A 21,693-nucleotide genomic window follows, 5' to 3' on the forward strand; every position below is an offset into this window, starting at 1 on the left:
CTTCCCGCTATGACGGCGTGGACCCTCAACGACATCGAACGTGCGATCCGCTCCTCCTGGGGTGTCGACACCTGCGCGCCCGAGGACCAGGCCCACTGGCGTCCCGACAATCCCGCCCACGGCCAGTGCCGGGCGACCGCCCTGGTGGTGCACGACCTGCTGGGCGGCGAGCTGATGATGGGCGAGGTGTACGTCGGCGGGGTCCGGACGGACCTGCACTGGTGGAACCGGTCCGCCGCCGGTGCCGAGGTCGACATGACGCGTTCCCGCTTCGGCCCGGACGAGGAGGTCGGCCCCGGCCGCCCGGTCGCCCGCCCGCAGCGTCCGGGCCGGCTCCAGGTCCAGTACCAGCTGCTGCGCCACCGGGTGGCCGCGCGGCTGGAGGCGGTAGCGGCGGACGGGCACCGCGCGGCGGCCGCCTGACCGCACCCGGCCCGAGGGCCCTCGGCCCGACGGCCCGGTCGCCCGACCCCCCGTGAGCCCGATCAGGTCGGCCGACGGGCCGACGGGCTGACGTACAGTCGGTTGCTCGTGGTCGGACGACCGGTCCGTCCGCCGGGCGACAGCGGGAGTGTGCGATGAGCGGGACGACGGTCGGCTTCGTCGGACTGGGCGCGATGGGCCGGGGCATGGCCGGCAGCCTGCTGCGGGCCGGGTACACCGTCCGGGTGTGGAACCGCTCGCCCGAGCCGGTCGCCGAGATGGTCGCCCTGGGCGCCGAGGCGGCCGAGGGCCTGGCCGAGGTCTTCGCGGCCGACGCGGTCGTCTCGATGCTCGCCAACGACGAGGCCGTCGAACGGCTGCTGCTCGACCCGGTCCTGCTGGTGGGTGCCGCGGCCACCCTGCACGTCAACATGGCCACCGTCTCGGTCGGCCTGGCCGAGCGGGCCGAGGCCCTGCACGCCGAGCACGGCATCGGGTACGTCGCCGCGCCGGTGCTCGGCCGTCCGCCGGTGGCCGCCGCCGGGGAGCTCAACATCCTGGCCGCCGGGACCCCCGGGACGCTGGCGGCGGCCGAACCGCTGCTCGCCGCGATGGGCCGGCGGGTCTGGAACTTCGGCGAGCGCCCGGCCCAGGCCAACACCGCCAAGATCAGCACCAACTTCCTGCTGGCCTGCGCGATCGAGTCGATGGCGGAGGCGTGCAGCCTGGCCGAGGCCAACGGGGTCCGGCCGACCGATCTGATCGAGATGCTCAGCGGCACCCTCTTCCCCGGCCCGGTCTACTCCGGGTACGGCGCGATGGTCGCCGAACGCCGCTACGAGCCCGCCGGGTTCAAGCTGCCGCTGGGGCTCAAGGACGTCGACCTCGCGCTCACCGCGGGCGCCTCGGCGCGGGTGCCGCTGCCGTTCGGCAGTGTGCTGCGGGACGCGTTCCTGGACGCGCTCGCGCACGGGGACGGCGAGAAGGACTGGGCGGCGGTCGCGGCGGTCGCGCGCCGACGGGCCGGGCTCCCGGCGTAGCTCCCCCGCGAGGCGCACTTTCCCCCACCGTGTACCAAGCACCCGCAACCCCCGTACGGCGGAGGGCAAAAGGCCCTTTCCGTCGCAGAGTCGGTCCAACCGGACAGAAAACGCCCTGGTGCCGTTCCAAACCGGCACCCACCTTCCGGGACGGCGGGGGCCTTCGGTAGTCTCCGTCGGACTTTCAGCCTTCGCGGGGGGATCGCGGCTCGGACAACCGCCGGGTCCACCCGCGCTCCCGGGCCGCGCCCGGACACTCTCGTGAGGTTTCCCTTGTCCATCTCCATACCTCGCAGTCTGGCCCTGGCCGGCGCCGCCGCGCTCGCCGCCTCGATGGCCCTCACCGGCGCCCAGGGCGCTGTCGCCGCCGCCACCGGCTCGCCCTCGGCCTCCGCCGCGCCGCAGGCCGACAAGGCCGCCCACCGCCAGCTCGACCTGTCGCTGGACGGGGTGCCGGGCACCTTCGTCGCCGGTGGCGATTCGAAGCAGTTCAGCTTCACGATCGACAACAACACGAAGACGGACTTCGTCTTCTACCCGCTGCTCAAGTTCAAGAACGCCCAGGACACCCTGGAGGCGAAGGACCTGAAGGTCGAGTACCAGCTGCCCGAGGCGCTGGACAAGACCAAGGCCTGGCACCCGGCCGGGGCCGCGCCGGGCGCCGAGTCCGACGACGACGGCGTGCTGTTCCTGCTCGCCAAGCTCCAGGGCGACGGCAACCCGGACTTCGAGGACTCGCTGCTGGCCGTCACCAAGGGCAGCAGCCTGACGGTCGCCGTCCGCGTCACCGTGGCCAAGGACGCGCCGCGCGGCAACGCCGGCGTGGTGCCGGTGGTCTTCTCCGCCGAGGCCGAGGGCAAGAACCCGACCGGCGAGGCCGAGTTCAGCTGCGACGGCATCCGTGGCAAGCGCTTCAAGATCGTGGCCGAGGGCCCGGTCAAGCCGAGCCCGACCGCCACGCCGTCGACGACCAAGCCGACCACCCCCAGCACGAGCCCGACGGTGAAGCCGACCGGCAGCCCGAGCACCAGCACCTCGCCGTCGCCGAGCGCGTCGACGACCCCGAGCACGCCGGTGACCCCGTCGACCTCGGCCACGCCTTCCACGACGGCCACGCCGTCGACCACGGCGACGCCGTCGACGACCGCCACCCCGTCCACCACGGCGACGCCGTCGACGACGCCTTCGACGACGGCCACCCCGTCGGCGACCGCGACCCCGTCGACCTCGGCCTCGCCCTCGGAGAGCGCCACCGCGACGCCGAGCGGGAGCACCTCGCCGAGCGCGCCCGCGACCGCCGCCCCGTCGAGCCCCGCGCCGACCCAGGACGACGCCGCCGGGCCGATCGACTTCCCGGTGAGCGTTCCGAAGATCAAGCCGCTGCCGATCACCCCGGCGGGCGTCGCCAAGGCCAAGTCCAACGCGGACAAGGCGCTCGCCACCACGGGTGGCGGTGACGACACCACCGCCATCGCGATCGCGGGCGGCGCCGTCCTCGCGGCCGGTGTCGGCACCCTGGTCGTGCTCCGCCGCCGCCGCACCGCGCAGCAGGGCTGAGCCCGGACCGCCCCGGCACCGCGCCGAGGCACACCGCCTGAAGCGGACCGCCCGTGACCCCGTACCCCGGGGGCACGGGCGGTTCCGTTCGGTCGCCTAGGATGACCGGCCGAGGGGGCGGCACGGCGGACGAGGTACTGGGGTGCGTGGAACGGGCGCGGGGCGCCGGGAGCGGTCGGGGCGGCCGGGACGGGCCTGGACCGACTACGAGGCGGCCACCGGCCGGATCGCGGGTCTGCCGGTGCGCAGACACCACGTCCTGCTGCTGGCCTGGACGGTGCTCTGGTTCCTGCTGGTCGAGCCGAGCGGCGGCTTCTCCTGGCACTACCTGCGCCAGGGCGAGGAACTGCTCTTCAGCGACCGGTCGGACGGCGGTCTCGCCCTCTACGCCCACCACCCGGAACTGCAGATCGGCCCGGTCAGTCTGGCCGTGGCCCGGCTGTTCGCACCGTTCCCGGGGCACGCCGGCGAGGTGCTGGCCGAGGCGGTGATGTCCGGTCTCGGGCTGGCGATGCTGGTCCTGGTGGGCCGCACAGCCGCCCAGTACCACCTGGGCACCGGCACCAACCACCGTCGGCTCCAGCAGCGGCTGCTGGTCGCGGGCCTCGCGTTCATCCCGATGTGGGTCGAGGTGTCGGTCCGCTTCGCGCACCTGGACGACGTGCTGGCGCTGTTCTTCACCACCCTGGCCGCGCACGAGCTCAGCCGGGGCCGGGCCACCTCGCTCGCCGTGTTCCTGGCGCTGGCGGTGGACTCCAAACCGTGGGCGCTGGCGTTCGCGCCGCTGATCCTCGCCCTGCCCAGGGCCAGGTGGCTGCGGACGGGGCTCTGGTTCGCCGGGCTGGTGGCGGTCGCCTGGCTGCCGTTCTACCTGGGTGACCTGGACACCGTGGCGGCCGCGAAGTTCACCATCCCCAACCAGACCGCCTCGGCGCTGCGCTGGTTCGGGGTGACCGATCCGACGACGCCCTGGTGGGACCGTCCGGCGCAGTTCGCGCTGGGACTGGGCCTGGGCAGTCTGGCGGTGTGGCGCGGCCGCTGGCCGGCCGTCGTCCTGCTCGGGGCGGACGCCCGGATCCTGCTCGACCCGAGCGTCTACACCTACTACACCGCGTCGATCATGCTCGGCACGCTGCTCTGGGACACCGTGGGGCAGCGGCGGCTGGTGCCCTGGTGGAGCTGGATCGCGCTGGTCGCGCTGTACGGGGGCACGCTGTTCCTGCCGTCCGACCCGGCGCGCGGACTGGTCCGGCTCGCCTTCGTGGTGGTGTCGGCGGGGTGCGTGCTGCTCCTGCCCGCCCAGCGGCGGCGCGGCTCCGGCCGCCGTCCCCCCGGCCGGGGCGGTCCGGACGGCGGCCCCGGTGGCGGCCTCCCGCAGCAGCGGACGGGCCGGCGGCGGAACGGCCGTCGACGGACCGCGCCGCCCCCGGCGCCCAGGCCGACGGCGAGCGTCCAGGCACCCTAGGGTGCGGGCTCCCGGCCGTCGAACAGCAGCGCCGCCAGGCCGATCCCGGCCGCCGCTCCCGCGCACTGGGCGAGGACGAAGCCGGGGACCGAGCCGGGCGCGATCCCGGTCCAGCCGTCGGTGAGCGCCCGGCCCAGGGTCACGGCCGGATTGGCGAAGCCGCCCGAGGAGGTCGACCAGCAGGCCGCGACCACCCAGAGCCCGACCAGCCCCGGGACCAGCCGTCCCCGCCCGGCGGCCGTCGCCCCGGTCACCACCAGCAGCAGGGTCCCGGTGGCCAGCGTCTCGCCGAGCCACAGCGCGCCGCTCCCGCGCGGCAGGGCCGACGGCCGGAACGCGGGGTGTCCGAACATCGCGTCGGCCAGTCCGGTGCCCGCCACCGCGCCGACCGTCTGCGCGACGGCGTACCCGACCGCCTCGCGCAGCGGCAGCCCGGCGGGGGTGCCCCGGCCGGTCCACCAGGCACCCGCGGTGATCAGCGGGTTGAGGTGCCCGCCGGAGACCGGGCCGAACAGGGTGATCAGCACCGTCAGGGCCGCCGCCGAGGCGCCGACGTTCGCCAGGAAGCGCAGCCCGGCGTCGGAGGTCAGGGCGTCCGCCTGGTGGCCGGAGCCCACCACGACGACGGCCAGCAGCGCGGTGCCGACCAGTTCCGCCGCCAGTCGGCGGCCCGGCGGAGGTGCGGCGGCCGGCGGGGAACCGGTCGCCAGGACGGCGGTCGGCGGGAAGTCGGGCTGCGGGGAGTTCGGCTGCGGGGAATCGGGCTGCGGCAGGGCCGGTGGCGGGGAGTCGGTCGGCGGCGTCGGCCTCGGCAGTGGCGTTCCGGACGGTACGGGCGTGGTCACGCGCACATGCTGGTGGCCGTCCCCCCGTTCCGGCAATTGGCCGGACCCCACAAACCGGCGCCCGCCCGGCCCGGCCGGATCGGAGACTCCTCCACCGGCACCCGACACTGGACTTGACCCTCACGCAACGGGAGGAGGCAGGGTCGTGGTCAGCAGAAAGGGAGTACCCCGATGAACAGCGGAGACGAGGACGGCCGCACCGGCCGTACGGTCGGCGCGGTGGCGCGGATCGCCAAGGTGACCGTCCGGACCCTGCACCACTACGACGAGATCGGCCTGCTGTCCCCCCGGGGCCGGACGCCGGCCGGCTACCGCCGGTACGACGAGGCCGACCTCGGCCGGCTGCAGCGGATCCTGTTCTACCGCGAACTCGGGTTCCCCCTGGAGGAGATCGCGGCCGTTCTGGACGACGACTCGGTGAGCCCGAGCGAGCACCTGCGGCGTCAGCACCAGCTGCTGACCGACCGCATCGCCCACCTCCAGAAACTGGCCGCGGCCGTCGAACACGCCATGGAGGCAGAGAAGATGGGGATTCAGCTGACCCCGGAGGAGAAGTTCGAGCTCTTCGGCGAGCACTACCGCGAGGAGTGGGAGGCCGAGGCCGAGCAGCGCTGGGGCGACACCCCGGCCTGGGCGGAGTCCCAGCGCCGCACCGGCGGCTACGGCAAGGGCGACTGGCAGCGGATCAAGGAGGAGGCGGACGCGCTCAACGCCCGCCTGGCCGAACTGTTCACCGCCGGCGAGCCCGCCGACGGCGGCCCGGCGATGGACCTCGCCGAGGCGCACCGGCAGCACATCCGCGACAACTTCTACGACTGCACCTACGAGATCCACCGGGGCCTCGCCGGGATGTACGTGGCCGACCCGAGGTTCACCTCGGTCTACGAGCAGCTCGCCCCGGGCCTGGCCCAGTGGCTGCACGACGCCATGCTCGCCAACGCGGCCTTCCGTACGGGTGGGCAGGGCTGACTCCGGGCGGCGCGGGGGCCGGGCCCACGGGGGACCCGGGCCCGCGCGGGGGCCGCGCCGCGCCGCGGGGTCCCGTCGCGCCGAGGGCTCACGCCGCGCCGCGGCCGAAGGAGCGGCGGTAGGCCGTCGGGGAGGTGCGCATGACGCGCCCGAAGTGGTGTCGGAACGTCGCGGCGCTCTCGAACCCCACCGCTCCGGCGATCTCCTCGACGGTGCCCTCGGGCGCCTCCAGCAGCGGCAGGCTGGCCGCGACGCGCTGGCTGATCACCCAGCGCATCGGACTGGTGCCGTTGCGGGCGGTGAAGTGACGCAGGTAGGAGCGGTCGGACATCCGGGCGGCCCGGGCCAGCCCGGTGACCGTGAGCGGGTCGGCCAGGTGGTCCAGCGCCCACTGCATCGAGCGGGCGACACCGTCGTCCTCCTCCTCGACCGGCCGGACGGCGGCCTCGATGAACTGGGCCTGGCCGCCGTCCCGGTGCGGCGGCACGACGAACCGGCGGGCCACGCTGTTGGCGACCCTGGCACCGTGGTCGCGTCGGACCAGGTGCAGGCAGAGGTCGATCCCGGCCGCACTGCCGGCGCTGGTCAGCACCGATCCGTTGTCCACGTAGAGCACGTCCGGGTTGACCCGGACGGCCGGGTGGCGCTGCCGCAGCAGTTCGGCGTACCGCCAGTGGGTGGTGGCCTCGTGGCCGTCGAGCAGACCGGCGGCGGCCAGCGCGAAGGCCCCGGAGCAGATCGAGACGATCCGGGCGCCGCGCTCGTGCGCGGTGCGCAGCGCCTCGACCAGGGCGGGGGAGACCGCCCCGCCGAAGGCGTTCGGCACGCCGGGGACCACCACGGTGTCGGCGGCGGCGAGGTCGTCGAGGCCGTGTTCGGCGGTGAGGGTGAACCCCCCGACCGAGCGGAGCGGTGTGCCGGGGCGGTCGGCGCACACCCGCAGCCCGTACCAGGGGGCGGCCAGCAGTCCGCTCAGCTCGGGCCGGGCCAGGCCGAACACCTCGACCACGACGCCGAGTTCGAACGGGGTCATGCCGTCGAAGGCGTAGACCGCGACCTCGTGCACCGGCTCCGGCCGCCGTCCGATGCTGACGGCCACCGGGCCGGTGCCGGTGCCGGAGGCCGGGTCGGCGGCCGGGTCGGTGACGGCGGTGACGGCGGTGGCGCCGACGGCGGTCGTCGGACCGGTCGGGTACTGCTCGGCCATGGGACCCCCTGCGGACGGGTGGTGGCGGAATTCCGGTGAGTGTAGCCGTTCCGGCCAGTTCGAAATTTCCTTCGAAGCACCCACAACTCCTGGCGAGGATGGGCGTCTGAAAGGGTGAGGGCCGATCCGGCGCGGGCACGACCGCACCGGTGCCGGGTCTCGCTCAACCGGCCGAGTCCGACTACCACGGGGAACCCACCATGCGTCCGTCCACTGTCCGGCGTCTCGTCAGGACCGTTCCGCTGGCGGCCGTCGTCGCCGGTGCGGCCGGCTACGCGCTGCTTCCGGCCGAGGCCGGCGCGGGCGCCCGGCCGGCCCGGTCCGCGGCTGCGGCACCCTCGGGCGTGGCACTCGTCGCACCGGTGGCCGACGCGCGGTCCGCCCCGGAGGGGACGTCGCCCGCGGCGGCGTCGGCACCGGGTGCGACCGCCCCGGCCGGGACGCCGGGCCCGGCGGGCAGCACGTCGGCCGTACCGGCGGGATCCGTCCCGGCCGCGCCGACCGCGCCGGCCACCGCGAACGGGCCGGCGTCGGCGAGCGCCTCGGCGTCCGCCGCGCCGAAGCCGGCCGAGCCCCCCAAGGACGTGCCCGTGCCCACCGGGACCGCCCGCCCCGCGAGCCCCACGACGGGTCCCGCCCCGGTCACCACTCCGAGCGGTGGCCCGGCGCCCACCACCGGCGCCACCCCGAACTGGCCGGAGGAGATGCCCTCCGCGGTCGGCGAGCGGGTGGACGTCGCGATCCGCTCGCTCAGCGGGGCCTGGGAGATCCGCGGCGGCGGCAGCTACTTCGAGTTCGAGGTGACCTGGAGCAACGCCACCGACCGGCGCTTCGACGAGATCGTCCCGGTGGTCCGGGTGCTCCCGTTCGACTACCCGGCCGCCGTGGCGCGGCTCGGTGCGACGGCGAAGGGCATGCTGGACCGCAAGGACATCGACGAGTGGCGCGAGGTCAAGCCGGACCAGAAGGGCGTGGACAGCGGGCCCCAGCAGGGGGCGTTCGCACTCGACCCGGGCGAGAGCCGGGCCGTCCGCTACCGCCTGACCCTGGGGGCCGACAGCATGTCGGGCCGGCTGCCGATCCAGGCCGACGCCTACGTCGGGCGCGGGGCCAAGGCGGTGTCGGTCGGCGGCACCCAGGCGCGGATGAACGTGACCACGGGCCAGCCGGTCCTGTTCTCGGCGACGAAGGCGACCGACATGACCGTCGGCCGGATCCCCTCCGAGCTGCGGGTGGAGCTGTCCAACCTGGACGCCACCGGCAACCACCTGGTGGTCCCGGTGGTCAGGGTGACCGACCCGCTCGGCCGGAACACCACGCACGGCCTGGTGCCGGGCGACCTCTCCGCCGAGGTGCTGGTGAACGGCGAGTGGCGCCGGCTGTCGGGCGCGCTCGACGCCGACGGCCAGGTCCGCTTGGACACCACCGTGCTGACCCGGGTGCTGGTGCCGGGCGAGACGGCCGTCTACCCGTTCCGCTTCAACCTGCCGAAGGGCTGGAACGCCGGCAGCGGGCTGGAGTTCACGGTCGGCGGGACGGCCGACGGCGGCGCCCTCCCGACCCAGAAGGCCCGGCCGAGGATCACCTGGATGGCGGAGGACACGCCGAAGGCGACCTCCTAGCGCGTGTCGTCCGGACCGCGCCGGACCGCGCACCGACGGTCCGGCGCACGACCCGGCGAACCGGCGTCCACCGGCCGGCGCACGCCAGGCCCGGTACGACGGGCCGGTACGACCTGCTCGGCGGGCCCGGTCGTCCGACCGGGCCCGCCACCCCATTGACGATGTCCTGACGCACCGGCGGGAGCCGGGCCGCGGTCGGGGGGAAAGCGAAGACGGATGTCCATGGCCATCGGGCGGGCCGCCCAGGCCGCCCAGGAGCGGGGGTTCGGCCTCCGTCGGCTGCTGGCGCTGCTGTTCGGGGCCCGGGAGACGCAGGGCGCGGGCGAGATCCTCGACGTCCCGGTCGCCGCGCAGACGGCCGGCCAGCGCCGGGCCGGGTTCCGGCTGCTGGCCGGCGGTGGCCGGACCCGCGAGGCCGGGCCGACGCTGACCGAGCTCTACCTCACGCACCGGCTGAGCCTGGTCCGGCTCGCCGTCCTGCTGGTCGACCATCAGGACCAGGCCGAGGACGTCGTGCAGGAAGCTTTCGCCAAGCTGTACCAACGGCACGGAGACGAGCTCGACGACCTCGACAACGCGCTGGCCTATCTGCGCACGGCCGTGGTCAACGGGGCGCGCTCGGTGCTGCGCCGCCGCCGCACCGCCCGCGAGTACGTGCCGCCGCACGAGGCGGACGCGCCCTCGGCGGAGGACCACGCCGTCCTCCACGACGAGCACCGGCGGGTGCTGGTGGCCCTGCAGGAGCTGACCGCGCGCCAGCGCGAGGTGCTGGTGCTGCGCTACTGGTCCGACCTGTCGGAGTCGGAGATCGCCGAGATCCTCGCGGTGTCGCGCGGCACCGTGAAGTCCACCGCGAGCCGGGCCCTGGACGCCCTGGAACGGAAGCTGGGGGACGCCCGATGAGCGACGACCGGCGTCCCACGTCCGACCACGAACCGACCGGCGACGCGCCCGACCCGCAGCGCCCCGCTCCGAAGCGCCCCGACGGCGACGGCCCGAAGCGCCCCGCCCCCCAGCGCCCCGACAGCGACGGCTCGAAGCGCCCCGACCCGCAGCGCCCCGACGGGGACGGCCCGCGCGGCAACCGGGGTGCGGCGGGCGGCGCCGGTACCGGCGTCACCGCCCCGGTCGGCGGCGAGTCGCCGATGGAACGGCGGCTCCGGGAGGCCCTGGCCGCCCGCGCCGCCCGGATCACTGCCCAGGACCTGCGCCCGGCCGATCCGCCGAAGGGGCCCCGCAACCGCAGGCGGCCCGCCTACCTGGTGGGCCTGCCCCTGATGGGGCTCGCCGCGGCCATGATCGTCGGCGTGCTCACCGTCCCCAGCGACACGCTCGCCGACAAGGGCGACGACGCGCCGGCGGCGACGATGAGCGACGACCCGGTGCCGACCCGGGGCGCCGACGGGGCGTCCCCGACCGGCTTCCCCGCACCGCCCGCCGACGACCCCGCCCAGCCGGTCGGGGGAGCGGCCCAGGGGACGTCCGGAGACCCGTCGGCCGCCGCCCCGGGCACCGCCGCCGGGGCCGGCACCGGGACCGCGCCGATCCTGCCCCACCAGGAGGGGGAGGCCCCCGCACCGCCGGGGACCGGGGCGGGAGCACCCTCCCCGCCGCCCGGTGGCGCGGCGGCCGGAGGGCAGTCCGTCCGACCGTCCTCGGCGGCGCCCGCGCCCTCGGGCACGGTCCGCCGGGGCGACGGCGTCGCGCTGAGCTTCGAGGGCCTGACGGGGACGGAGGCGATCGTCGGCGCCGGCCCGACGACCTTCTCGGTGATCTGGCGCAACACCACCCAGCGGCTGTTCGACGCGGTGGCCCCGGTGGTGTCGGTCCGGACGCTCACCGGCGCCGTCCGCTCCGGCCGGTCGGTGCGCGGCCGGCTCCAGCGCGAGGAGGAGGGCGGCGGCTGGACGGATGTCCCGCTGACCGTGGGTTCGGGCGCCTACCTGGCCTCGGGCGACGCGGCCGCGTTCCCGCTGGGCCCGGGGGCCTCCCGGACGCTCCGCTACCGGCTGGACCCCTCGATCGACAGCGCGGAGGGGACGCTGCTGATCGAGGCCCTGGCCGTGCTGTCGACCACGCCGGAGCGGTTCGAGGAGGGGTCGGCGCTGGCGCCCCTGCTGCTGACGAGCGCCCCGGCGGCCAGCCGGATGGCGCCGGAGCTGAGGCTCAACTTCACGCCGAGCGACGGGGTGGCCGGCGGGCGGCCCAGCGCGTTCGCGATCACCATCGCCAATCCGGGGGCGGCGCCGCTGGCCTCGGTGGTGCCGACCCTGGTGCTGACCGGCGCGGACGCGGCCAGGGCCGTCGTCGAGACCAGGTACGGCGCCGGCGTCGGGGTCCGCCGGCTCCCGGTCGCGCCGGACGGCAACGGGCAGCTGGTGGTCGACACCTCGCTGCTGGAACGGCTGATCCGTCCGCACGAGTCGAAGTACCTGGAGTTCCAGGTCAGCGTCCCGGAGGACTGGAAGCCCAACGCCGACTTCGCGGTGGTCGTGGGGGCCAGGGGCGACGGCCGGGACGCGCCGCCGGTGGTGATCCAGCCGAGGTTCACGGCGGCGGCCGACTCCTGACCGCCCGGGCCCTGACCGCCCGGGCCCGCGGCTCGGCGGCCGCCCACCCGCGACGAGGCCGCGGCGGTCCGGCCCCCACCGCTCGGGGGCCGGACCGCCGACGGCCGGGTCGTCCGGGGCGCGACCGCCCCGAGGTGTGGTTCGTCAGCCCCGGTCGAACGAGGCCATCCACGCCTCGACGTCCTCGGCCCGGCGCGGCAGGCCGGCCGAGAGGTTCTCGTTGCCGTCGGCGGTGACCAGGATGTCGTCCTCGATCCGGACGCCGATGCCCCGGTACTCCTCGGGGACGGTCAGGTCGTCCTGCTGGAAGTAGAGACCGGGCTCGACGGTGAGCACCATGCCCGGCACCAGCAGCGCGTCGACGTGCTCCTCGGTGCGCGAGTGGGCGCAGTCGTGGACGTCCAGGCCGAGCATGTGGCCGGTGCCGTGCAGGGTCCAGCGGCGCTGCAGACCGAGCTCCAGCACCTTCTCGACGTCGTACGCCGAGGCGTCCAGCAGGCCCCAGGCGAGCAGCCGCTCGGCGAGCACCCGCTGCGAGGCGTCGTGGAAGTCGCGGAAGCGGGCGCCGGGCTTCACGGCCGCGATCCCGGCCTCCTGGGCGTCGTAGACCGCGTCGTAGATCTTCCGCTGGAGCTCGTCGAAGCGCCCGTTGATCGGCAGGGTGCGGGTGACGTCGGCGGTGTAGAGGGTCTCCGTCTCGACCCCGGCGTCCAGCAGCAGCAGCTCGCCGGGGCGGACCTCGCCGTCGTTGCGCACCCAGTGCAGGGTGGTGGCGTGCGCGCCGGCGGCGCAGATCGAGCCGTAGCCGACGTCGTTGCCCTCGACGCGGGCGCGGCGCCAGAAGGTGCCCTCGATCCAGCGCTCGGAGGTGGCGACGGCCTGGCCAAGCTCGCGCACGCAGTCGGTGAAGCCGTTGACGGTGGCGGCGCAGGCGGCGCGCAGCTCGCCGATCTCCCACTCGTCCTTGACCAGCCGCAGGCCGCTCAGGAACTCCTTGAGGCGGGCGTCCTCGTCGGCGTCCAGCACGTCGGCGAGCGCGGCCTCCAGGCCGGCGTCGTAGCCGCGCACGATCCGGGTCGGCACGCCGTCGGCGGCGCGGTCGGCCAGCTCGTCGGCGGCCTTGCGGACGTCGCGGACCGGCAGGCCGAGCAGCTGCTCCTGCTCGGTGAGGCTGTGCCGGCGGCCGACCCACAGCTCGCCGTAGCCGTCGAGCCAGAACTCGCCGTTCTCGCGGTCGGAGCGGGGCAGCAGGTAGAGGACGAAGTCGTGGCCGGTGGCACCGGTGGGCTCGGCGACCAGCACGGCGTCCTCGGTGCGGTCACCGGTGAGGTGCACGTACTCGCTGGACGCGCGGAAGCCGTAGTCGGTGTCGTTGGAGCGGATCTTGAGGGTGCCGGCCGGGACGACCAGGCGCACGCCGGGGTGGGCGGCGGAGAGCGCGGCCCGGCGGTCGGCGGCGTAGCGGGCCTGCGGGACCGGGGTCAGGCCGTGCAGCTCGGTGTCGGCCCAGCCGGACTTCATCGACGCGGCGAGTTCGTCGGAGACCTCGGAGTAGAGGCCGTTCTTGCGGCCCTTGAACTGCTGCGGTTCCTCGTCGCCGCCGATGGCCTCGGGGTTCTCGGCCACCGCCGGGGTGCGGTCCTCGGTCACGTACGTCGCCTCCTTGCGCGTGGTGCCGCCCGGGGCGTGTCGGATCACGACACGGGTGGGCGGCCGTGCGTCCATGGTACGGACGCCCGGCCGTTCACCCGTTCGGGCCTTCACCCGTTCGGGCCGGGCCTTGCGGCGCACGGGCGGCACCGGGGCGGGACGGCGGTCGGCACCGGCCGGGTGCCGACCCCTGCACCGGTGCCGGCGCCGTCACTCGAAGCGGGCGGCCAGCAGCATCAGGTCGTCGGTGGCCGGAGCCGGGGCGCCGGGGCGCCGGGGGGAGGAGCCGCCGTCCCGGCCGGCGGGGTCCTGGCCCGCCGCGCGGCGGTCGGCCCGCTGCCGCCGGTCGGCGTCCCGCTCGGCCGCGGCGGCCAGCAGGTGGGCGCAGAGCCGCTCGGGGTCGGTCCGGACGTCCCGGGGGGCGTCGGCGGCGGCCCGGCGCAGATCGGCCTGTCCGGAGTGCAGGGTCTGGCCGAAGCGGCGGGCCAGCCCCTCGGTGTAGAGGATCAGGGTGTCCCCGCGCTCGGCGGTGAACTCGACCCCGGGCGCCTCCCAGCAGGAGAGCATGCCGAGCGGGGCGGAGAGCGAGGTCTCGACGAACTCGGCGCCGTACCTGGTGACCAGCACCGGCGGGCAGTGGCCGGCCCCGGCCAGGGTGACCCGGCGCTCCTCCGGTTCCACCCAGGCGTAGACGGCGGTGGCGCTGCGGGTCGGCTCGGTGGTCTTGAGCAGCAGTTCGAGGTCGCCCAGGACGGACACCGGGTCCTCGCCCTCCAGTACCGCGTACGCCCGCAGCGCGGCCCGGACCCGGCCCATCGCGGCGGCCGCGCCGGGCGCGGAACCGGGGCCGGCGCCGGGGCCGTCGCCGGAGACCGAGCCGACGGTCAGCCCGACGGTGCCGTCCGGCAGCGGGATCGCGTCGTACCAGTCGCTGCCGCAGGAGCGGTCGAGTCCGGCCGGGACGAGCCGCGCGGCCAGCCGGAGCCCGCCGGGCTGCGGGAGGCGGTCGGGCAGCAGGCCGCGGCGCAGTGCCTCGGTGGTGCGCCGGACCTTCTCCGCGTCCAGCTGCTTGGCCAGCAGCGGCGCGGCGACCTCGGAGTAGCGACGGGCCAGTTCGCGGCGGCGGTCGGTGGGGTCGGCGGGGCCGTCGTAGAACCACAGGGCGGCGGCCAGCGGGCCGTCCTCCTCGGTGGCCAGCGGCAGGCCGTAGCAGCCGCCGAGGCCGAGCTGCCCGGCGAGTTCGCGCAGCCGGGCGCCGATCGCCGGGTCCTCGGCGAGGTCGTGCGACCGCACCTCGGCGGGCCGGTCGTGCTCGCGCAGCAGCCGGGCGAGCAGGCTCTGGTCGGCCGGGACGGTCTCCAGCGCGCCGAGGCTGGCGCGGTCCAGGCCGAGCCCGAGCGGCTGGCTGGGGCCGCCGCCGGGCAGCACGGTGACCAGCAGGGCGCGGTCGGCGCCGAGCAGCGCGGTGCCGGAGGCGAGCACGGCGTCCAGGGTGGCGGCCAGGCCGCGGGCGCGGGCGAGCCGCTCGGTGTGCTCGTGCAGGCTGGCGAAATCGGACAGCCGTCCGGCCAAACGGTCCTGCGCACCGGTCGACGCCGGAGCCGTGCCGTCGGGAGCGGCGTCCGGTGCGCCGGGGGCCGGGGGCGCGCCGTCCTCGGGGCGGCGGTCCGGGCCCTCGGGCCGTCCGGGGGACGGCTGGCCGGCGGCGGCCGGGGCCGGGGCGGCGCCGTGGAAGCCCGGCGGGTCGAGGACGGAGAGCCCGCTGGTGCCGCCGGGCTCGACCGGCTCGGAGGACGCCGACGGTGGGGGGGACTCGGTCATGCCGCCACTCCTGACGCGGTGGTACGTGTCACGCGGATCATGCGGAACCCCCCGGGAAACGGCCGTTCTGGAGCGAGTACGGCCAAAGGGGCGCGTTTCGCCTCGATTCGCTACTACTCGTCATTGATCGACAGCAATGCCACCACTTCTACACAGGCCATTCGGGGCATGTCCAGAGTCATGACAAGGCGGGTGGCCGGTTCCGGGCCTGGTGGGCCCGGTCGGGGGGCGCGTTCTGCTCCGCGCGCGCCGGTCGGTCGCGCCACGGTCCGGCGGGGCGCGACGGCTCCGCCCGGCGGGCATGGAGCGGCCGGTGAACGGGCAGAACCGAGGGGACGGTTCCGGCGGCCGTCCGGATCGTATGCCTTTACCGCCGGCCGGCCGGGCCGGCCGGAAGCGACTCACTCGTACGGTGGAACCAACCGCGCCCGGGCGGCGTCCATCCGGTCGCATACGGGATTCTCGTTCCAAGGGCTGTTCTATTCCGCGGCCCTTTCACATCGTGCTCCACCGCGTGCTCCAGGCCCGCGCCGCAGTTCGCACCGCCGTCCGCACCGCCGCTCGCCCTGCCCGCCGTTCGGCCCCGGCCCGGCTCCCGGTCCGTTCCCTCCGTCCGGTTCGCGGGCCGTCCGGCGTCCCCGGCCGGTGGCGGCGGCCGGCCCGGCGGCCGCGGGTCGGAGCCTTCGAGCGGTCACGGAAAGGAACGGGTGCCAATGCGTGACAACCCACTGCGCGACGACCCGAGGAACCGGTCGGCGGCCCGGGCGGCCCGGCTGGCCGGGGCCCTGTCGGCAGCCACCGAACACCGCTGGCCCGTGGTCCCCGGAACCGTCCTGCTCGCCGGCGGAGTCTGCTCCTGCGGCGACCCGGACTGCCCGGTGCCGGGGGCCCACCCGCACGACCCGACCCTGCTCGCGGCCACCACCGATGCCCGGATGGTGCGTTGGTGGTGGGAGCGGCGCTGCCCCGACGCCCCGGTGCTGGTCGCGACCGGCCGGACGGTCTCCGCGGTCAGCCTGCCGGCGGCGGCCGGGGCCCGCGCGCTCGCCTATCTGGCGGCGCTCCGGCTGCGGCTGGGCCCGGTACTGGCGATGCCCGACCGCTACGCGATGCTGGTCGCCCCCTACTCGCTCGACGCGCTCGGCGAGATGCTCGTCCAACTCCCCTGGGTGCCGGGCTCGTTGCGCTACCACGGGAGTGGCGGATTCCTGCCGCTGCCGCCCGGTGGCGGGGCCGGTGACCGGGTGCGCTGGGTGCTGCCGCCCCGTCAGGGCGCCGACGGCGGCGTCTGGCTGCCCCAGGTCGGTCCACTGCTGGGCGAGTTGGTGGACGCGGCGGTCCAGCTGGACAGTGGCCGCTCGGCCTACTGACGGCGCGGCCGGGCCGCTGCCCGCGCGGTGCGACCGGGGCGCCCGGCGTATCGATCGGGCACGGCCGACCCGCCTTGGCGTGGGATGTTCGGAAAAACAAAAGATCCGGCCGCTGGCGACGGGGGATGCACCAGCGACCGGACTCTTTAGACAGTAACAAGGATCCGCGCCCGCGCCAATTTCCAAGACGCCGTCGCAGCCCGGAAATTGCGGGTTACGGGCGACAATGTGACGCGTATCACGTCGAACGGGCGGGTGGCCGCGTTCCTTGCGACCCGCCTTTAGTTCAGGGTGACCTGACGGTTCACCAGGTTGGCGCGGGCCCGCCGCTCGTCCGCGGTCAGCGGGGCCGGGTCGGCCAGCGTCGCCGCGAGGAGCTCGGCGAACTCGGCGGCCGGCTTCTCGCAGTCGGCCGCGGTCATGTCGACCGGCAGGTCCCAGACCGGCACCGTCAGGCCGTGCGCCCGGAACGAGCCGACCAGCCGGGTGTCCGGGCCGAGCGAGGACTTCTCGGCGGCGGTCAGCCGGGCCAGGGCGTCCAGCAGATGCTCCTCCGGCACGGTCATCACCCAGCGCAGGTGGTTCTTGTCCGGGGTGCCGCACCAGTAGGCCGAGTCGAGGCCGGCGAGCTTCTCGGTCGGGATCGCCGAGGCGTTGGCGCGCTCCAGCGAGGCGGCCACCTCACCGGTGGCGGTCTCGGCGTCCTCCAGCCAGAACTCGAAGCCGGTGTGCACGGCCGGCTCGAAGGCGGCGGCGGGGTCCAGCAGGTCCTGCAGGCGGCGGCCGCCCGGCACGGTCCGGCGGGCCGGCACCGGCGAGCCCGGCTCGGCGGCCAGGGCCAGCTCCAGGGCGTCCCCGAGGTCGCGGCTCAGGTCGCCGGAGGAGGACTGGGTCTGCAGGCCCAGCAGGATCGAGCCGTCCTGGCGGCGCAGCGCGGGCCAGGCCAGCGGCAGCACGGTGGCCAGGGTGACCGACGGGACCTCGCCGTTGGCGCTCTCGGCGACCCCGGCGGCCAGCGTCAGCGGCACGGTGGCGGCGGGCACCAGCTCGCGCAGCGCCACCCAGTCCGCCTCGCCGGCCAGGCCCTCGAACGGGCGGTGCACGAGCTCCTGGACCGCGTGCGAGGCCTCGCGGCCGTGGCAGGCCTTGTAGCGGCGGCCCGAGCCGCAGGGGCAGTCCTCGCGGGCCCCGACCACGGGGATGTCGCCCGTGACGGCGGGGGTGGACTGGCTGCGCTGCGGCGCCTTCTTGGCGGCCTTCTTGCCCATGGTGCGGCTCTCCCGGGAACGGTGGTGTTGTGCTCCGGGCAGCCTACTGACGTTCCCCGGGAGTGTGGCGCACACCGGGACGCGGGCACGGCCCGCCGCCGGGCGGGGCCGGGCGCCGACCGGCCGCGCGGCGGGCGCCCGCGCGGTCCGGAGCCGTCCGTCGGCCTCAGGCCTCCCGGTGTCCGCCGGCCTCAGGCCTCCCGGTGTCCGCCGGCCGTCCGCCGGGCGTGCCGGGCCCGGGCCGGCAGGGCCGCCCACACCGTCACCTCGCCCGGGGCGTCGCGCACTCCCCAGTCGCTCGCCAGCTGGTCCACGATGCTCAGCCCTCGGCCGCCGTGCGAGGTCAGCGAGGGGCTGGACGGCGACGGCCGGGTCGGCGAGCCGCCGTCGGTCACCTCCAGGGTGAGCACCCCGTCGGCGTGCATCTGCCAGCGCACCAGTACGCCGCCGCCGTCCGTGTCGGGCTCGCCCGGGGCGGCGGCCGGAGCCGCCGGGCCGACGGCCCGGGACGGTCCGCCGACCAGCAGCGGTTCCGCCGCCTCGGCACGGGCGCCCCGGCCGAGGGCCGGCAGCGGCCCGAGCGGCCGGGCGTAGCGACAGGCGTTGCTCAAAAGTTCGGAAAGGATCAGAACAGCATCATCAATGACCGGTTCCGGTATCTCCCGGTCTCCCAGATCTCGACGCAGTCGGCGCCGTGCGACCCCGACACTCGCTGGGCCGTGCGGCACTGCCATGGTCGATGAAGTCGGCACTTCACGCGCCACCATCAACGCCACCCCCGGACCTCCTTCAGCGTATGCCGAGGGATGGATGCCCCTTGGCAATACGTCGGAAACGACCGCGCGGCGATCCCGCGCGGTCATTTCAGGCCGGTGTACCGAGGGTGCGCGACAGGTGATTCCGCGCTCACCCTCCGTCGTGAAACTGTATGAATTGCGGCAGAAATCGTTGCCGAAAGGTTTGAGTCCCTACCAAGACGGTCAGCTTGTCACGGTGGTTGAACGGTTCACCACGGCTTCACGGCCTGCCCGTGCGCCACGGCACGGCTCGACGCGGTACAGCGCTGCCCGACTCGGCGCGCCGCAGGACGGCGGACCGTCACCGGCCGAGCTGGGCCAGGACCTCCGCCGGGCGGTTGGTGATGATCGCCGACACACCGAGCTCCAGGCAGAGCTCGACGTCGGCCGGATCGTCGACCGTCCACACGTGCACCTGGTGGCCCAGTTCGAGCAGCCTGGTCACCAGCCCCGGCCGGGCCCGCACCAGGTCCATGCCGGGACCGGCGATGCGCGCCCCGCCCGGCAGCGCCGCGCCGGGGCGCAGCCGCCCGCGCAGCACCAGACCGCGCTCGAACAGGAACACCCTCGGGTACTGCGGCGCCGCGGCCGCCACCCGGGCCAGCGCGACGGAGGAGAAGCTCATGATCCGGGCGTTGACGCCGTGGCCCGCGCCGGTCCCCGCCGCCTCGGCGCCCCGGCCCCCGGCCCCGGTCGCGCCGCCGATGCCGAACCGGTCCAGCATCCGCAGCAGCTCGGACTCCACCCGGCCGCGGAACCGCACCGGGTGCTTGGTCTCGATCGCGAGGTCCACCGGCCGCCCGGAGTCCACGACCAGCTCCAGCAGGCTCTCCAGCCGCAGCACGCCGCGCAGCTCCGGGTCCTCGCTCGGCCGGCCGGTCTTCCAGGCGCCGAAGTCGTGCGCCTCCAGCTCGGCCAGGGTCATCGCGGAGACCGTGCCCCGGCCGTCCGAGACCCGGCCGATCCGCCGGTCGTGCACGCAGACCAGCTGTCCGTCGGCGGTCACCCGGACGTCGCACTCCAGTGCGTCCGCCCCCTCGGAGAGCGCCCTGCGGTAGGCGGCGAGGGTGTGTTCGGGCAGGGCGTGCGAGGAACCGCGGTGGGCGATCACCTGGACGGGCCGAGTGGTGCGGGCCGTCACGGGCGAGACATCAGGGCTGGTCACGCCCTCCACGATAGGCGGCGGAAGTGACACGGAGGCGACGTCGGCCCCAACCCGGAGGGCCGACTTCGTCACTCCGTCGCGCGGCCGGGGTCGTTCCGGCCGGTGCGGCGGCCGGTGCCGGGGCCGGTACCGCGGCCGGACTCTCGCGGTCGTTCCGCGGTCGTTCCGAGCGGCGTTCCACCGGTGTTCCGTGGGCGTTCCGAGGTCGTTCCGCCGGAATTCCACGGGCATTCCGCGGCCATTCCGGCGGCACCTCGCCGCGGCCCCCGCCGCGACCCTTCCGGCGGCCGCCCCGGCCCCGCCGGTCAGCGCGTCTCGGCGGCGGCCCGGCCCCGGGTGAACGGGGTGAGCGCCCAGGTCGCCAGGGCGGGCACCAGGAAGCCGAACAGCGAGGCCGAGGTCCACTCCTGCGGGGTGAAGTGCAGCAGCTCCTGCGCGGACGTCCAGAAGTCCGTCCACCAGCCGGCCACCGCGGTCGGCGCGATCAGCTGGTAGACCGCGAAGCCCAGCGCCCACGGCAGCAGCATCAGCCAGCGGGACGGTGCCTGGTCCGACAGGTCCCAGCCGCGCCGCCCGGCGCCGAGGAAGTAGTCGACCGCCAGCACCGCGAACATCGGCACGAAGACCGAGCCGATCAGCCCCAGGAAGGCGTAGTACGAGTCGGTGAACGCGGTGATCTGCAGGGCGAGCACGGTGATCAGCGCACCGGTGCCGCCGGTGAGCACCCGGCGGTCGACCTTCGGCAGCAGGTTGTGGATCGACATCGCGGTCGAGTAGACGTTCGCGAAGGACTGGTCGGTCTCGCGCAGCACCAGCACCAGCAGGAACAGCCAGCCCGCCCAGACGCCCAGGAAGGAGTCGAAGATCCGCTCGGGGTCGCCGTCCGCCTGCAGCAGCGCCATCAGGCCGAGCACGTAGCACCAGACCTGCGCCACCGTGTAGCCGGAGAAGCTGCCCCAGAACGCCGAGCGCGGGGTGCGCGAGTGCCGGGTGTAGTCGGCGGCGAGCGGGACGAAGGAGATGGACACCGCGATCATCGCGTCCGTCGCCCGCAGGAAGCCGTGCCAGTTGCCCGCGCCCGGGTCGGCGACGCCGTTTCGGCCGAGCTGGACGGTGAAGTAGACCATCGCGACCGCCACCGCGACGGCGACGAAGCGGCGCAGCACGGCGATCGCGCCGAGCGGCCAGATGGTCAGCGCGGTGGTGATCGCCCCGGCCAGCACGACGAAGAGCCAGCGGTAGCCCTCGGTGCCGACGACGGTCTGCGCGCCGAGCGCGATCGTCAGCAGCTCGTACACGCCCCAGCCGATGCACTGGACGATGTTGAGCACCGTCGGCACGTAGGACAGCCGGGTGCCGAACAGTCCGCGCAGGGTCGCCATGGCGGGCGCTCCGGTGCGGGCGCCGATCAGCGCCGCGACCCCGAGCATCGCCGTGCCGACCACGGTGCCGGCCACGATCGCGGTCACCGCGGCGGCCAGCGACAGCTCGCTGCCCTTCGCGCCGAGCACGGTCGCGGCGGTGGTGAAGCCGATCAGCGAGACGCCGAGGTTCATCCAGAGCGCGAAGTGGTCGCGGAAGCGGAGGGTGCGGGGAGGCTCGGTGTCGAGCACCAGCGGGGCCTCCACCCGGGCCGGGGGCTCCAGGACGGCGGTGGCCGAGGACGGGGACGACGAGGACGTCGAGGCAGGCGGCATGGCCGATATCTCCCTACGCCGGCATTACCCGGACAGGTTCCGGCGGTCTGCGCCCCCTCGACGGTCCGTCCACGGATCCCGTGGCGTACGGTCGACCGGCGCACTCTCAGCCTGGTGGGTCCAAGCTCCCGCGTGTCAGTTCGGAGCGACAGGCTAGCGGGCACGGGGAGGAACGCCAAGGCCAGGGGGTCGGACGGGCGGCGCTCGGGGCGTCCGTCTGGTCGGGC

17 protein-coding genes and 1 pseudogene are annotated in these 21,693 nt (G+C 75.4%); 9 read left to right on the forward strand and 9 right to left on the reverse strand.

Going from position 1 to position 21,693, the window contains the following annotated elements:
• Positions 1–9 precede the first annotated feature (9 nt).
• The 4 genes and pseudogenes from ACW14Y_RS21970 to ACW14Y_RS21985 all read left to right on the forward strand — a co-directional run bounded on the left by ACW14Y_RS21970 (position 10) and on the right by ACW14Y_RS21985 (position 4,485).
• Positions 10–423 (forward strand): YunG family protein, encoded by a 414-nt coding sequence (locus ACW14Y_RS21970; RefSeq protein ID WP_380302233.1) that lies wholly within the window; start codon positions 10–12, stop codon positions 421–423.
• 149 nt (positions 424–572) lie between these two features.
• A pseudogene (locus ACW14Y_RS21975) lies at positions 573–1,463 on the forward strand (NAD(P)-dependent oxidoreductase); the annotation flags it as partial.
• 273 nt (positions 1,464–1,736) lie between these two features.
• The gene (locus ACW14Y_RS21980; RefSeq protein ID WP_380302235.1) at positions 1,737–3,020 is read left to right on the forward strand and encodes an LPXTG cell wall anchor domain-containing protein; all 1,284 of its coding nucleotides are present in this window, start codon (positions 1,737–1,739) and stop codon (positions 3,018–3,020) included.
• A gap of 235 nt (positions 3,021–3,255) precedes the next feature.
• Complete coding sequence (locus ACW14Y_RS21985; protein WP_456988224.1) at positions 3,256–4,485, forward strand: hypothetical protein; 1,230 nt, start codon at positions 3,256–3,258, stop codon at positions 4,483–4,485.
• Here ACW14Y_RS21985 and ACW14Y_RS21990 read toward each other — a convergent pair.
• Positions 4,482–5,330 (reverse strand): aquaporin, encoded by an 849-nt coding sequence (locus tag ACW14Y_RS21990; protein ID WP_402723155.1) that lies wholly within the window; start codon positions 5,328–5,330, stop codon positions 4,482–4,484. The two genes, ACW14Y_RS21985 and ACW14Y_RS21990, sit on opposite strands and share 4 nt — an antisense overlap.
• A 171-nt stretch (positions 5,331–5,501) precedes the next feature.
• On the opposite strand from ACW14Y_RS21990, the gene ACW14Y_RS21995 reads away from it, so the two are divergent.
• Positions 5,502–6,299, forward strand: coding sequence for a MerR family transcriptional regulator (locus ACW14Y_RS21995; protein WP_380389026.1), 798 nt, complete (start codon positions 5,502–5,504; stop codon positions 6,297–6,299).
• Between the two features lie 88 nt (positions 6,300–6,387).
• Here ACW14Y_RS21995 and ACW14Y_RS22000 read toward each other — a convergent pair whose 3' ends face one another.
• Entirely contained in the window at positions 6,388–7,506 is a 1,119-nt protein-coding gene (locus ACW14Y_RS22000; protein ID WP_456983067.1) for a DJ-1/PfpI family protein, read from the reverse strand.
• A 271-nt stretch (positions 7,507–7,777) separates the two neighbouring features.
• Positions 7,778–8,086 (reverse strand): hypothetical protein, encoded by a 309-nt coding sequence (locus tag ACW14Y_RS22005; protein WP_402723157.1) that lies wholly within the window; start codon positions 8,084–8,086, stop codon positions 7,778–7,780.
• 10 nt (positions 8,087–8,096) lie between these two features.
• Between ACW14Y_RS22005 and ACW14Y_RS22010 the strand changes: the two genes are divergently transcribed.
• The 3 genes from ACW14Y_RS22010 to ACW14Y_RS22020 all read left to right on the forward strand — a co-directional run bounded on the left by ACW14Y_RS22010 (position 8,097) and on the right by ACW14Y_RS22020 (position 11,698).
• Positions 8,097–9,128, forward strand: coding sequence for a hypothetical protein (locus tag ACW14Y_RS22010; protein ID WP_402723158.1), 1,032 nt, complete (start codon positions 8,097–8,099; stop codon positions 9,126–9,128).
• 216 nt (positions 9,129–9,344) lie between these two features.
• On the forward strand, positions 9,345–10,031 hold the full coding sequence (locus tag ACW14Y_RS22015; protein ID WP_380308720.1) for a SigE family RNA polymerase sigma factor: 687 nt from the start codon (positions 9,345–9,347) through the stop codon (positions 10,029–10,031).
• On the forward strand, positions 10,028–11,698 hold the full coding sequence (locus ACW14Y_RS22020) for a hypothetical protein (RefSeq protein ID WP_456983070.1): 1,671 nt from the start codon (positions 10,028–10,030) through the stop codon (positions 11,696–11,698). The genes ACW14Y_RS22015 and ACW14Y_RS22020 overlap by 4 nt, the downstream gene beginning before the upstream one ends.
• Before the next feature lie 144 nt (positions 11,699–11,842).
• Here the strand turns inward: ACW14Y_RS22020 and ACW14Y_RS22025 are convergent, their stop codons facing one another.
• Both ACW14Y_RS22025 and ACW14Y_RS22030 read right to left on the reverse strand, forming a co-directional pair.
• The gene (locus tag ACW14Y_RS22025; protein ID WP_380393432.1) at positions 11,843–13,348 is read right to left on the reverse strand and encodes an aminopeptidase P family protein; all 1,506 of its coding nucleotides are present in this window, start codon (positions 13,346–13,348) and stop codon (positions 11,843–11,845) included.
• 210 nt (positions 13,349–13,558) lie between these two features.
• A complete protein-coding gene (locus tag ACW14Y_RS22030; RefSeq protein ID WP_456983073.1) occupies positions 13,559–15,169 on the reverse strand; it encodes a PP2C family protein-serine/threonine phosphatase in 1,611 nt (536 codons plus the stop codon).
• Positions 15,170–15,882: 713 nt separating this feature from the next.
• On the opposite strand from ACW14Y_RS22030, the gene ACW14Y_RS22035 reads away from it, so the two are divergent.
• Positions 15,883–16,539, forward strand: coding sequence for a bifunctional DNA primase/polymerase (locus ACW14Y_RS22035; protein WP_380308728.1), 657 nt, complete (start codon positions 15,883–15,885; stop codon positions 16,537–16,539).
• Positions 16,540–16,820: 281 nt separating this feature from the next.
• On the opposite strand, the gene ACW14Y_RS22040 is transcribed toward ACW14Y_RS22035, so the two are convergent.
• The 4 genes from ACW14Y_RS22040 to ACW14Y_RS22055 all read right to left on the reverse strand — a co-directional run bounded on the left by ACW14Y_RS22040 (position 16,821) and on the right by ACW14Y_RS22055 (position 21,466).
• Positions 16,821–17,807, reverse strand: coding sequence for a DUF5926 family protein (locus tag ACW14Y_RS22040; protein ID WP_456983075.1), 987 nt, complete (start codon positions 17,805–17,807; stop codon positions 16,821–16,823).
• 191 nt (positions 17,808–17,998) lie between these two features.
• Positions 17,999–18,418 carry a hypothetical protein gene (locus ACW14Y_RS22045; protein WP_380308730.1) on the reverse strand — a complete coding sequence of 140 codons (420 nt, stop codon included), beginning with the start codon at positions 18,416–18,418 and terminating at the stop codon, positions 17,999–18,001.
• A 487-nt stretch (positions 18,419–18,905) separates the two neighbouring features.
• A complete protein-coding gene (locus ACW14Y_RS22050; protein ID WP_380308732.1) occupies positions 18,906–19,769 on the reverse strand; it encodes a glycerophosphodiester phosphodiesterase in 864 nt (287 codons plus the stop codon).
• 305 nt (positions 19,770–20,074) lie between these two features.
• On the reverse strand, positions 20,075–21,466 hold the full coding sequence (locus tag ACW14Y_RS22055; protein WP_380438717.1) for a purine-cytosine permease family protein: 1,392 nt from the start codon (positions 21,464–21,466) through the stop codon (positions 20,075–20,077).
• Between the last annotated feature and the right edge of the window lie 227 nt (positions 21,467–21,693).

This window comes from Kitasatospora sp. cg17-2, assembly GCF_054031055.1.